Raw genomic sequence first — 12,187 nt, 5'->3', positions numbered from 1 at the left:
AAACCTATGGTCATTTGGATTACCTCGACGAGCCCGCGCGTGATTCGCTGTTCGCCGCGCATGTGGACATGTTGGCCCGTATGACCGGCCTCGACACACCTTTGGAAAAACCATGAAACAGACAATCAGAGTGGCCGCTGGGAACTCCTCACTTAAGCTTGAAATTTAACCCCCGCTGGGTATTTGCACTGTTCGGCGGGGTTTGGTGCCCTTCTTGTGGTGGGCCGGGCGGGTATAGGCGTGGCCGGTGGCCAGGACCAATCCCACGTCATAGCGAGCGGCATGGTGCCGGTTCTTCACCCCGGGCGGACGTCCGGGGCCAGGCCGGGAGGGTTTCGGTGCACTGGCCGGAGACCCCGCCTTCGTGCGAATGTGACGAAACCCCCGCCTGACCCGGGCTGGTGTAAGGCGTTGTGGTGCAACGGGTTTCTCCCACGGCAGCCGCAGGTCCGCGGCCAGGGGCCGCGACAGCCGTAGCTGCGTATACGCGGTGATGATCGGCCAGGTCCAACGGTCAGCCGAGTTGGGGTCACGCAACTGCGGACAGGTCCAGCCCAGTGTCTGCTTCCACATCCGGAAGGTGTGCTCGATATCGAAGCGCCGCAGAAACATTCGCCAGCACCGATCGATATCTTCGGGGGTGGCGTCGGTGCCGGACCACCACAGCCAGACGGGTTTGTTCACTCCGCCGCTGGGTAGTTGCTCGACTGTCAGCCGGATCACGGTGCCTTCGAGGATCGGCATCGGCCCGACCCAGTCCGCCCACGCGGTCCGGCGTTGCAACCGCGGATGCAGTCGATTCCACGCCAGCGCGGTCGCCGTGCCGTAAAGCCTTGTGTCAGTGCGGGTTGCGACATCTTCGCTGCCCCAGGTGGCCGGGTCTTTGAAGATGAACTCCCCGCCATGACGAGCGGGCCGACCACCTTGGGGTGGATGCTGATATTTCGGAGCCGGGCGGCGAAACACTCGATCCGAACGCAGGCGCACCATGATCTGCAGCGGCAGATCCGACAGCAGGTAGGCAAGACGCGGACCCTCGTAACCGGCATCGAGCACGAACAACATGTCCGGGTCGTTATTCCGCCACTGTCCCGCGGCGATGAGCCGTTCGGTGAGGTCACGGATCTGGGAGGCGGTCACCGTAAGAATGTCCGCGCCAGGGCGGAGTCGTTGCGCGTCCAGCGGAGCGGTCCACGAACTCCGGCCGGTCTCGAGCGCGGCGATGATCGAGTACGGCCAGCCCGGGATCATCCGATGCTCGTCCTTGCCGCGCCCGTAGGTGTGGCAGAACGACGATCCGGGCACGTCGCGCCGTCCGGACGCAACCACGGCGACACATCGACTGCCATCACCAGGCGTCCGTCGGCCGCCCTCGGCAACCGCACGCCGGCCAAAACAGTTCTCAGACGGTCGATCTCGACACGGCCACTGTTCACCGCGTCATACAGCGCCCCGTGCCCGCGTCGGTGCTCCGGAGCCAGGGACAACCCGACCAGCGACCGCACCGGACCGTCGGCGCACAGCAGCGCCTCGCACAGCTCGAACAACGCATCCGCCCGCCTGGTCAGGCAGTCGTAGAAGTCTTGACGGAACGCCGCCAAGTCCCCGAGCACGCCGTCGCACCCGCCGTCGGTCATACTTATCACCGCAGCCCTTGTGTGAAATTGCTTGTGTCGCAACAGCAATCATCAGACAAGGGCTGCTTGCATGATCAACCGGGGTCACACCACCGGTCGTGAAGGTTAAATTTCAAGTTAAGTGCCCGTTATCTAACTGCTCATTTCCGTGTGTATCGCGGTGACTTCTCCGCCGTGCCACCAGCGGGTGAACGCGTCGTAGACGGTGTGCCTGACAGTTACGTGGAATCTGGCCATGCGCACATCCACCGACGGTTCCGACCACGAACTAGTGTCCTGCGTCTGAAATCCGTTGAAGATATTTAGCGAGTGATTCGAGGATCTCCTCGGCGGTTTTGCGCCAGACGAATGGTTTCGGGTCGGCGTTCGGGACTGCCCCGAGTTCGGTTGACTCGCGGGTGTGGTGGTTCAGGCCGCGAGTGCGGGCTGGTCCGCGCGGGTCGCCCAGCGTTGCCGGTCCAGGACATTCTTCTGCAGCAACGCGAAGAACGACTCCATCGCCGCATTGTCACCACACGCCCCGACCCTGCCCATCGAACCTCGTAAACCGTTGACCGACAACGCATTCACAAACTTTCTCGACCGGAACTGCTCAGGTTCAACCGGTGGACGCAACACCCGAGGTCATGGAGGGTGTTATGGGAAGGCCATCGGACTGGATGCGGGAGGTCACCGGACGAGCTCCGATGCGGTCGCCGGGGGCTCCCGGGCACCCGCGCTCGGTGGAGCGGCTCTTCTGGGACAGGATCGCGGAGGGCATGCTTCCAACGGAAGCCGGTGTCGCGGTGGGGGTATCGCCAGTCGCGGGCTCTCGCTGGTTCCGGGAAGCTGGCGGGATGTCACCGTACTCCTGGAGCCGGCCCGGCGGCCGCTACCTGTCGTTCACCGAGCGCGAGGAGATCGCGCTACTCGAGGCGCAGGACAAGGGAGTACGGCAGATCGCGCAGGCGCTGGGACGCAGCCCGTCGACCATCTCGCGGGAGTTGCGGCGAAACGCCGCGACCCGCGGAGGGAAGCTCGATTACCGCGCCTCGGTTGCCCAGTGGAAGGCCGAGCTGTTCGCCAGACGCCCGAAGAAGTCGAAACTCCTTGAGAATCAACAGCTTCGGAAGTATGTCCAACATCGACTGTCGGGGCGGATCGCCGACGCGAACGGCAGGATCGCCGCCGGCCCGGCGACAGGAACATGGACCGGCCGCAACAAGCCGCACCGCTCGGACCGGCAATGGGCGCAGGCGTGGAGCCCGGAGCAGATCTCGCAGCGTCTGCGGATCGACTTCCCCGACGACACGTCCATGCGGATCAGTCATGAAGCGATCTATCAGGCTCTTTACATCGAGGGACGCGGCGCGCTCGATCGTGAACTGATCTTGAATCTGCGGACCGGGCGGGCGCTGCGGATGCCCCGTGCCCGTTCCAAGCGCGTGGCATGGGCTCACGTCACGCCTGACGTGCTGATCAGCAAGCGGCCCGCAGAAGCCGAGGATCGCGCGAATCCGGGCCATTTGGAGGGTGACCTCATCATCGGCACCGACCGCTCCGCGATCGGCACCATCGTCGATCGATCCACTCGATTCACCGTCCTTGTCCACCTGCCACGCGAGCACGGATGGGGGAGGTCCGCGCCGGTCAAGAACGGCACCGCGCTCAGTGGCTATGGGGCGGAATCGATGAACAGGGCGCTCTCGGCGGCGTTGAAAAAGATCCCCGAGCCAATGCTGAAGTCGCTGACCTGGGACCGGGGAAAGGAGTTGTCGGCCCACGCGGCGCTGACAACGAAGACCGGCGTCCCGGTGTTCTTCGCCGATCCGCACAGTCCTTGGCAGCGCGGAACCAACGAGAACACGAATGGTCTTCTGCGACAGTACTTCCCGAAAGGCACTGACCTATCACGCTGGACCGCAAAGGATCTCGCAGCAGTCGCGCATACTCTCAACACGCGACCGCGGAAGACGCTCGGATGGCGCACTCCGGTCGAAGCGATGGAACATCACCTACAATCGCTCCAGCAGAGAAATGTTGCGACGACCAGTTGAATCCGCCCTGACTGCCCGCATCGGAATGATGAATCGTGTTGCCCAGCAGTGGGTTACCTTCACGGGCCCGCAACGCAGCCCCCTGGCGGATCGCCGATTCCACGAACGCGGTTTCCTTGCTGGTCGAGCATTCCCAGCCCAGGATCCGCCCGGCGTAGGCGTCGATGACGAACGCGGTGTAGACGAACGACCCGCTCGCCAACCGCACGTAGGTGAAATCAGCTACGACCAGCACGTTCGGTGCTGGTACCCGGAACTGGCGATCCACCAGGTCCGGTGCGCGGTCAGCGGTCGAGTCCGCCTCGGTGGTGCGGATCTTCTTGCGCCGCACCACTCCTGCCCACCCGTTGGCGCGCATCAGCCGTTCCACCGTGCACCGTGCGACCGGGAAGCCTTCCCGTTGCAGATGCGCCCATATCTTCTCCGCCCCGTACAGGCACTCGGGTTTGCGTTTACCCTTCTCGTCGGGCTCGTAATAGCCGGATAAGACCTCGGTCACCGCGGTGTCCCACAAGGCGCGTTTGGACGGTGCCCGGGTGTTCCAGGCGTGGAAGGTGCGCGGAGCGATCTTCACTCCACGCGCCGAGAGCGCCCGACAGATCGCCGCGATCGGGAACCGGGTCTTGTGCTCAGCGATGAATTCACACACTAACGGTGTCGCGGGTCGTTCGCCCGCGCAAAAAAAGATGTTGCCGCGGAAAGGATTTCGATCGTCTGCTCGAGCTCTTTGATCTTTCGGCTCTGCTCACGAATCGTCCGCGCGGCCTCGCTCGAGACACCGTCGGCGTCCCCGACGTCGACCGCGTTCTGCCGGATCCATTTGCGCAGGGTTTCTGCGGTCATGCCCAACCGGGCCGAGACCGCCTTGATCGCGGCCCACTCGCTGTCGTAGTCGTCCCGGTGATCGGCGACCAGCCGCACAGCCTTGGCCTTGGTCGCTTCGTCGTACTTGGTTGGCATCTCGTGCACATCCTCTCAAGAAAGAGAGTGGGCATGAAACCCGGGGCGATTCAGGGTGACCGAGCTTCGCCCTGCCCGGCTCGTCGAGCGGAGCACTGTCGACGAATGCGCGGGCGCCGCCGGCGCCGCCGAAGGAGCCGCGCGAGTCGACGCCGCCGAGGCCGCGCGCATCAGCGGCGCTCTCAGCGGTGGGAGCACCGTAGGGGGAGTCGGCGCCGAACATGACGCGGTCGGGCCCCAGCACGTCCACGGCTGCGGCGAGCATGCGGTGTTGTCTCACGCCGTCCTCATCAACCAACTGCAGCCGAGGGCTGCTGGCCTTCTACAACCCACCGCCGCCCACCGCCCGGCAGCATGGCTCAAGGCAGTGTCAAATGGTTCAACGGTGAAAAGGGCTTCGGCTTTATCGCTCAAGATGGAGGCGGCCCGGACATCTTCGTGCATTACTCGGCCGTCAGCGGCGCGGGTTACAAATCCCTCGACGAGGGTCAGCGTGTCGAATTCTCGGTAGAGCAGGGCCAAAAGGGCCTCCAGGCCCAGGATGTCCGCGCCATCTGATTCAACACGACTTGTCAGAAGCTTCGCACCGCCAACGGTGCGAAGCTTTTTTCGTTGTGACGCTTTTATGCAAGAACACACTCCGCGACGGGCATACGCTGAAGACACTCAACCCCATGGAAGGTGCCTCCTATGACCGGGTACGTCGCCACCGCGGAAACCGATATCAGCGCCCCGCCGAAGCAGGTGTGGTCCACGCTGACCGACCCGGAACTGATACGCGAGTTCATGTTCGGGACCCACGTGCACACCGACTGGCGGGTGGGCGGCCCGATCGTCTGGTCGGGCGAGTACGACGGGAAAGCGTACGAGGACAAGGGCGAAATCCTCGCATTCGAGCCCGGCCGCCTGCTGAAGATGACCCACTACAGTCCGCTCACCGGCCAACCGGATGTGCCGGAGAACTACCACACCCTCACCTACGAGCTGACCAACACAGGCACGACGACCCACCTCACCCTGAGCCAGGACAACAACGCCAGCGAGGAAGAGGCCGAACACGCACGCGGTATGTGGGAGACCCACGTCAACGGCGTGAAGAAGGCCGCCGAACGCGCGTAGCACGTATTGTGAGGCGATGGAGCCATCGAAGATCGTGATCATCGGCGGTGGTTTCGCCGGCGTCGAATGCGCGCGATATCTGGAACGCCATCTGAAGCCGGAAGAAGCGTTCATCCAACTCATCACGCCCGTAGCGGGTTTGCTCTATCTACCGTTGTTGCCGCAGGTGGCATCGGGAGTGCTCAATCCGCGGTCGGTGTCGGTCTCACTGCGAAGAGTCTTGCGGCGCACCGAAGTTGTGCCGGGTACCGCCATCGGGGTGGAGCCGAAGACCCGGCAGGTCATCGTGCAGCGCCCCACGGGCGGCGAATTCGCCCTCGGCTACGACCATCTCGTACTCGTCCCGGGCAGTATCACGCGCGTGCTCGATGTCCCCGGCCTGGATAAGCACGGGTTCGGTATGAAGACCCTCGCGGAGGCCATGCATCTGCGGGATCACGTACTGCGGCAGCTGGATATCGCGGCGGTGCGCGGTGAGGAGGACGAAGACCGGGAACGGCTCAACTTCGTCACCATCGGCGCGGGATACGCCGGTACCGAAACCGCCGCCGTGCTCAACAAAGTCACCCAGGCAGCGGCCCGCCGCTACTTCCCGCGGCTGAACCCGGACATGGTGCGATGGCATCTGGTCACTCACGGGGACCGCATCATGCCCGAACTCGGCGAGCGGCTCGGCGGGGAGGTGAAACGCATTCTGGCCGAACGCGGTATCGAATTGATCTCCGGCGCTTCGGCTCAGCAGGTCACCGCCAATGGCGTCACACTCACCAATGGCCGCTACATTCCGACGCGGACGCTGGTGTGGACCGCGGGCGTCGCACCCAACCCGCTGGCCGGACATCTGGGCGCGGACACCGCGAAAGGCCGTATCGTCGCCGCGCCCGATCTCACCGTGCCGGGCCTGGACGGGGTGTGGGCGTGCGGTGACGCGGCCGCGGTCCCCGACCTGACCGAGGGCGACGACAAGATCTGCGCACCCACCGCACAGCACGCCATGCGCCAGGGCCGGCACCTTGCGAAGAACCTGCTGGCCACTTTGCGCGGCGGGAAGGCCGAGCCGTACCGGCATCCGGACCTGGGCATGGTCGTCGACCTCGGCGGCCGCGACGCCGTAGCCCGCCCCCTGAAGATCGGATTACGCGGCATCCCAGCACAATTCGCGGCACGCGGCTACCACCTGATGGCGCTGCGCACAGTCGTCGCCCGAGCGCGGGTCGCCTTCGACTGGACCGTGCACGGCCTCAGCGGTGACGACTTCCTCCGCATCGGATACGGCGACTACGACGCCCACACCATCGGCGGCTTCGAACAGACCGGATGCTATCTGCCCGCCGACGAGGTGCCGGTGGCCCTGAAGGCGATCTGCGAAACCGACTGAGTGCCCGAGGCAGCTCGAGCGCGCCCAGTCGATGCGCGGATTTTCCGCACCAATCCCGTTTACCGGCCAGGGATTTCGTATTATCCGTGAGCCTGGTGGTGGGAGGGGATCGGCGAGCATGCGCATCTTCATGAGTCATTCCAGCAAGGACAACGCGGTGGCGATCGCGTTGAGACAGTGGTTGATCGAACGGGATCAGGCGCTGGCCGATGAAGTGTTCCTGGACGTGGACTCGTCGGCGGGAATAGCCGCGGGTCTGCAATGGAAAGATGCACTGCGCGTGGCGGTTTCCCGTTGCGAAGCGCTCGTTTGCCTGGTCTCGACAGACTGGCTGGCTTCGCGAGAATGCCTGGTGGAATACCGGACCGCGGAGATGCTCGGAAAGCGGATCTTCATCGCACGCCTGGAACCGATCGCCGATGGAGACATCACCAAGGAATGGCAGCGTAGCGATCTGCACGGTCCCGGCCCCACGACCGCCATTCAGGTACCGGGCCATCCCATACCGGTTGAACTGCCTACCGCGGGACTGACTCGACTGCTCACGGGCTTGAAACAGGCGGGGATCGCCGCCACTCAGTTCACCTGGCCACCGCCCAACGACCTCGAGCGTGCACCGTATCGCGGGTGGCAGACGTTCGACTCGGTCGACGCGGCAGTGTATTTCGGGCGGGATACCGAGGTTGTGCACGGGTTGGAGCGGCTGCGCGCAATGCGCGCCACCGGCGTGCGTGGACTATTCGTGGTGCTCGGTCCCTCAGGTACGGGCAAATCGTCCTTCTTGCGGGCCGGGCTGCTTCCGCACCTCGCTCGCGAGGACCACGAGTTCGTTGTGCTCGATACCGTCCGACCCGAACGTAACGCCGTCACCGGCGCGCTCGGCCTGGCCGCGTCGTTGCATGCCACCGGCGTCCGCTCGGGTCCGCCGCTCCCGCCGCTCGGCGATATCAAGAACGCCTTGATGGCGGGCGACGCCGCTGCGCTGCGGCAGTGGCTGGCCGATATTCGGGGCGCGGTAGCGACACAACAACTCTCGGACGGCCGCACCGCACCGACACTGCTGTTGCCGATCGATCAGGCCGAAGAATTGTTCGCCGCCGACGCCGGCATCGAAGGCCCGCGAATGCTCGATGTGTTGTCGGCGGTGTTGAGTGCGCCGATCTCCGAGCGGGTACCGCTGATAGTGGCGGCCACCATTCGCACCGACCGTTATGAGGTCATGCAGTCGGCCCCACAACTGGCAGAGGTCGGGACCGAGCTGTTCGACGAGCTCAAACCGATGCCGCGACACCGGTTCCGCGATATCGTGACCGGCCCCGCCGGTCGGGCGGGCGCGGCGGGGCACCGAGTCGAGTTCACCCACGACCTGATCGACCAGCTTCTGACCGACTGCCACGACGGTGCCGACGCACTACCCTTGCTGGCGTTGACGCTCGCGGCCCTGTACCGCGACTACGGTCACACCGGTCTGATTACCCGGGTTCATTACACCGCCCTCGGTGGCGTCGCCAACGTGGTGGCCACCGAGATCGACAAGATCCTCGACCGCGACCCCACCGCGCGCGAACAACAGTTGGCGCTGCTACGAACAGCGTTCATCCCGTGGTTGGCGACGGTCGCCCACGACAGCGACCAGCCGCTGCGGCGCATCGCCCGCTATAACGACCTGCCCGCCACGGCCCGGCCGCTGATCGACCGATTCGTCGATCAGCGGCTGCTGGTCAAAGACCACGACGGGCACGACACGACAGTCGAGGTCGCGTTGGAAAGCCTTCTCCGCCAATGGGATGACCTGGCGGGTTGGTTGCGGGATCAGGCCGAGGACCTGCGCACCGCCGACACCGTCGAACGCGATGCCGTGGTCTGGGCGCACCACGGCTGCGCGGATGCCTGGCTGCTCACCGGGGCCCGCTTGCACAGCGCGGAAACTCTCAGCGACCGTCCCGGCTATCACGATCGCCTCGCCGGTGTCGCCGACTATCTCACCGCGTCGCGGCACCGCGAGAATCAGCGCACCGAATCCGAACTCGTCACCACCCGCAACCATGCGAATGCCCTGCGCCGACGAGCCCGCGGTCTCCTCGCGCTCGCGGCTGCTGCTGTCCTGCTCGCGGTACTCGCCGGGGTCGGGTTCGTCATGCAGTCTCATGCCAGTACGCGCGCTGATGCCCGCGCTCGTGACGCGATTTCCACCCGCCTCACCGCCGAGGGCACCCAGATGCTCGTAGGTCAGCGACCCGACGGCATCGTGCGCGGCCTGTACGAAATCCTTGCCGCGGATGCACTCGCACCGGGCACACCGACAACCGAGCACGCATTCCTCAGCGCGCAGTACCGACTTCGAGACGTCACCAAGCTTCGGCAGCTTCCACTCACCCCGACCGCGATCGGCATAAGTCGCGATCGGTCGACCCTCGTCGCGGGCGACAGCGCGGGGAACATGATGGTGATACGGGGCGGCGCTCCGGAGCAACCCGCCCAACTACCGGACCGGATCTATACCGTGGGCGGTCAGCGACGACGGGTCGACCGTCACCGCGGGCAACCTCTCCGGGAACATACTGATCGCGGATCGCCTTTTCCACCGCCTTGCTCAGGTTGTGGAACAAATGCCACCGGTCCGCGACCTGGATCGCCGCGGGCGTGCTTTTTGCCGGTCGCCTCGGCGTAGGCGCCGCCGCGGTCACGGCGCACCACCCGCACTTCCGGGTGCTCATCGAGCCACGCGGCGAAGGTTTCCACCTCGCGATCGGCGAGCAGATCCACCGGCTGGCCGGTGGCCAATCGACAATGACCGTGCCATAGACGTGCCCTTTGCGGGTAGCGAAGTCGTCGACACCGATGACCGGCAGCGCACCGGGCTCGGGTACCGGCAGGCTCCTGATCAGGCGCAGCAGCGTGGACCGCGACGAATCGGCGGCGAGGTCACAAGTCATCCGTGCACCGGCACGTCCGCCCAAGGCCAACCCGACCCGGCCCAGGAGCCGTGTCAGCGGGTTGGTGCGGCATTGGAGACCGGGTACTTGCTCTGCGAATATCTTTTGCTCGCAGTACTTTTCACGGCAGCGGAACCGCCGCACCCGCAATCGCACCGTCATGTGACGGCCGCCGATGGCCAGATCGGTGAGGGTGCGGTCGTAGCGGCTGTGCACATGGGTCGATGGCGTTGAACAGCGTGGGCAGGACACCGATTCCACCCACGTGTGGGCATCGATCCGGACACTGCTCCCCTGCGGCTCCACCCCATCTATTCGAACCTCCCCGAGAACGGGAAACAGCAACTGCACCAACGCCTCTGCCGCATCACCATCAGCCACGGCCAGCATCTATAGCCGAACATGCTGTCCCCCAACAAAATCGACCGCATCACTACTGAAGCAGACCGGCTGGCATCACCGAAAGTGCGCCAGAACCAATTGCCTGACCGCCGACACCACCGGCAGAGATGGCACAACCCTCACCTACGTCCGCGCATCCCTGCAGGAGGTCGCGACAGCACTGGCAGCTGTGTCCGGCGAGCCCCACCTTCTCGCAACACCTCCGAAAGAGCAGACACCATCACCCGCCGCAATGCCGCCCACCTGAAAAGGCAGAAATCCCGGAGCGCGGTCGACCTCGGTTGCGGATGGCCATACTCCCTACCGCGTGATCGGCGCTATCGAACAGGAGCATCCCCGCGTGTGCGGGGCCGACGGAACAAGAACGGCGCGATGGCTGAGCCGACTCGGAGCATCCCCGCGTGTGCGGGGCCGACACTTGCTGACCTGGGCCGTTACCGCAGGGGATGCTCATTTTCGTTCGGTTGGTTTCGGCGGCGGGCGGACAGGATCAGGCCGTCGAATTCTACTGGGCGCCAACGGTCTCGACCGGCAGTGCGGACCGTCCAGCCTTGCTCGTTGTTGGCCGGTTCGACCAGAACTGCTTGGCCGTCGCCGATGCGATCGGCGAGCAAGGTCCATAAGCGGTCCCTGATTCGGCGGCTGGGGTTGCCTACGAAGACTCCGGCGTTGACTTCGACCATCCAGCGGGTGAGGTGGCCGCGGAGTCCAACCGGCGCGGCAATAAGGACGACAATGGTCACGGCTACCGCTCTCCCGGATTGTCGAGCTCGGGCCCGACGATGGAGATGTGCTGGCTACCGAAGTCTGGCTGCACGAGATCTGCGTCGGCAGAATCCCAGTTCGTGCCGCCGGCGACCATCCCGACTTGCTCGTCCCAGAGCAGGTTGAGATCTGCGTCGAAGGACTCTTCCGGGCCAAGTAGAGCCTTCACATCGTCGACAATGCATCCGAGCAAACGGTTTTCGGCGATCAGGTCGCGCAATCCCAAGCGGGCGTCGCGTTCTTGGGTGAGTCCTTTGGCTGCCAGCGAAGGCGAGCGGAATCGTGTATTCGGCCTTGTACAAGTCGGCGATGTCGAGGACGAAGGAGATCGCCGACCCGGTGTGTACAAAGCCGAGTCCGGGACTGGCGCCCAGGCCGACGATGACGGCTGACAGATGCCGTAGAGAGCGGCATTGGCTGCTGACAGCAGGCGATTGAGGTCGTCGCCGGTGGCGTGGGCGTCGCCGGCAACGTAGTCGCGGCCCTGCCAGGGAACCCCGGAGCGTTGCGAGTGTGCGCGGTAGATCTTGCGTACACGCGCGCCTTCGCGGCCGCGCAGCTGCTGCATCGTCATGTCCGAGACGTCCTCGCCCGGGAATCGCATGCCGTACATGGCCCGAGCCACCCGTAACCGCTCCTTGGGCCGGGTGACCAGCTGCGCCTGCCGAATCAGGAGGCCCGCTCTGCGGGACGGGCCGAGCCCAGACGCGTACAGGCGTGCCGGTGCGGGTGTCGGCTGAGTGCGCCGCCGGTGTCGGCCCCGCGCACGCGGGCCGAGACCGAGGACGAGGCAGCCCGGGTGTATGGCGAGATCGCATCCCATCGGCGGAGCGGAGCGGACGGTCTCCGTCGGCTCGCGGAGAAGGCTCGTGCGTCTGCTCGCCGCGCCCGTGAGATCGCCGACCGTTTTTCACGCGGCGACTGATCTTGCGCTGAAGTTCATGGCATTGCGGA

7 protein-coding genes and 4 pseudogenes are annotated in these 12,187 nt (G+C 65.1%); 5 read left to right on the top strand and 6 right to left on the bottom strand.

The features are described 5' to 3' along the window. Window positions 1-165 precede the first annotated feature (165 nt). Together GFY24_RS39535 and GFY24_RS39530 are read right to left on the bottom strand one after the other, a co-directional pair. Window positions 166-1,637, bottom strand: a pseudogene (locus tag GFY24_RS39535) (NF041680 family putative transposase). Window positions 1,638-2,066: 429 nt separating this feature from the next. After that, window positions 2,067-2,228, bottom strand: a pseudogene (locus GFY24_RS39530) (IS3 family transposase); the annotation flags it as partial. A 68-nt stretch (window positions 2,229-2,296) separates the two neighbouring features. On the opposite strand from GFY24_RS39530, the gene GFY24_RS39525 reads away from it, so the two are divergent. Continuing rightward, window positions 2,297-3,673, top strand: a complete 1,377-nt coding sequence (locus GFY24_RS39525) for an IS30 family transposase (RefSeq protein ID WP_153810248.1) — start codon at window positions 2,297-2,299, stop codon at window positions 3,671-3,673. A 7-nt stretch (window positions 3,674-3,680) separates the two neighbouring features. Here the strand turns inward: GFY24_RS39525 and GFY24_RS39520 are convergent. Further along, window positions 3,681-4,633: pseudogene (locus GFY24_RS39520) on the bottom strand (IS3 family transposase); the annotation flags it as partial. Between the two features lie 354 nt (window positions 4,634-4,987). Between GFY24_RS39520 and GFY24_RS39515 the strand changes: the two are divergent. The 4 genes from GFY24_RS39515 (at window position 4,988) to GFY24_RS39500 (ending at window position 9,801) form a co-directional block, all read left to right on the top strand. Beyond that, on the top strand, window positions 4,988-5,191 hold the full coding sequence (locus GFY24_RS39515; RefSeq protein ID WP_153810242.1) for a cold-shock protein: 204 nt from the start codon (window positions 4,988-4,990) through the stop codon (window positions 5,189-5,191). A gap of 132 nt (window positions 5,192-5,323) precedes the next feature. Further along, on the top strand, window positions 5,324-5,752 hold the full coding sequence (locus tag GFY24_RS39510; RefSeq protein ID WP_153810241.1) for an SRPBCC domain-containing protein: 429 nt from the start codon (window positions 5,324-5,326) through the stop codon (window positions 5,750-5,752). A gap of 16 nt (window positions 5,753-5,768) precedes the next feature. Beyond that, window positions 5,769-7,130, top strand: a complete 1,362-nt coding sequence (locus tag GFY24_RS39505) for an NAD(P)/FAD-dependent oxidoreductase (RefSeq protein WP_153810240.1) — start codon at window positions 5,769-5,771, stop codon at window positions 7,128-7,130. 118 nt (window positions 7,131-7,248) lie between these two features. Next, window positions 7,249-9,801 carry a toll/interleukin-1 receptor domain-containing protein gene (locus GFY24_RS39500; RefSeq protein WP_194853204.1) on the top strand — a complete coding sequence of 851 codons (2,553 nt, stop codon included), beginning with the start codon at window positions 7,249-7,251 and terminating at the stop codon, window positions 9,799-9,801. A gap of 388 nt (window positions 9,802-10,189) precedes the next feature. On the opposite strand, the pseudogene GFY24_RS43970 reads toward GFY24_RS39500, so the two are convergent. The 3 genes and pseudogenes from GFY24_RS43970 to GFY24_RS39485 form a co-directional block, all read right to left on the bottom strand. Continuing rightward, a pseudogene (locus GFY24_RS43970) lies at window positions 10,190-10,456 on the bottom strand (transposase family protein); the annotation flags it as partial. Window positions 10,457-10,902: 446 nt separating this feature from the next. Beyond that, the gene (cas2e, locus tag GFY24_RS39490) at window positions 10,903-11,211 is read right to left on the bottom strand and encodes a type I-E CRISPR-associated endoribonuclease Cas2e (RefSeq protein WP_309231891.1); all 309 of its coding nucleotides are present in this window, start codon (window positions 11,209-11,211) and stop codon (window positions 10,903-10,905) included. A gap of 2 nt (window positions 11,212-11,213) precedes the next feature. Beyond that, window positions 11,214-11,858, bottom strand: coding sequence for a hypothetical protein (locus GFY24_RS39485; RefSeq protein ID WP_228567114.1), 645 nt, complete (start codon window positions 11,856-11,858; stop codon window positions 11,214-11,216). Between the last annotated feature and the right edge of the window lie 329 nt (window positions 11,859-12,187).

This window comes from Nocardia sp. SYP-A9097, from assembly GCF_009649815.1.
Classification (GTDB): Bacteria; Actinomycetota; Actinomycetes; order Mycobacteriales; family Mycobacteriaceae; genus Nocardia.
The sequence above is the reverse complement of the archived record's forward strand: the minus strand, read 5'-3'. Positions and strand labels throughout refer to the sequence as shown.

Excerpts from the sequence above, each read along its gene's own strand:
- GFY24_RS39500 (WP_194853204.1), top strand. The coding sequence starts at position 7,249 with ATGCGCATCTTCATGAGTCATTCCAGCAAGGACAACGCGGTGGCGATC.
- GFY24_RS39515 (WP_153810242.1), top strand. The coding sequence starts at position 4,988 with ATGGCTCAAGGCAGTGTCAAATGGTTCAACGGTGAAAAGGGCTTCGGC.
- GFY24_RS39505 (WP_153810240.1), top strand. The coding sequence starts at position 5,769 with ATGGAGCCATCGAAGATCGTGATCATCGGCGGTGGTTTCGCCGGCGTC.
- GFY24_RS39510 (WP_153810241.1), top strand. The coding sequence starts at position 5,324 with ATGACCGGGTACGTCGCCACCGCGGAAACCGATATCAGCGCCCCGCCG.
- GFY24_RS39525 (WP_153810248.1), top strand. The coding sequence starts at position 2,297 with ATGCGGGAGGTCACCGGACGAGCTCCGATGCGGTCGCCGGGGGCTCCC.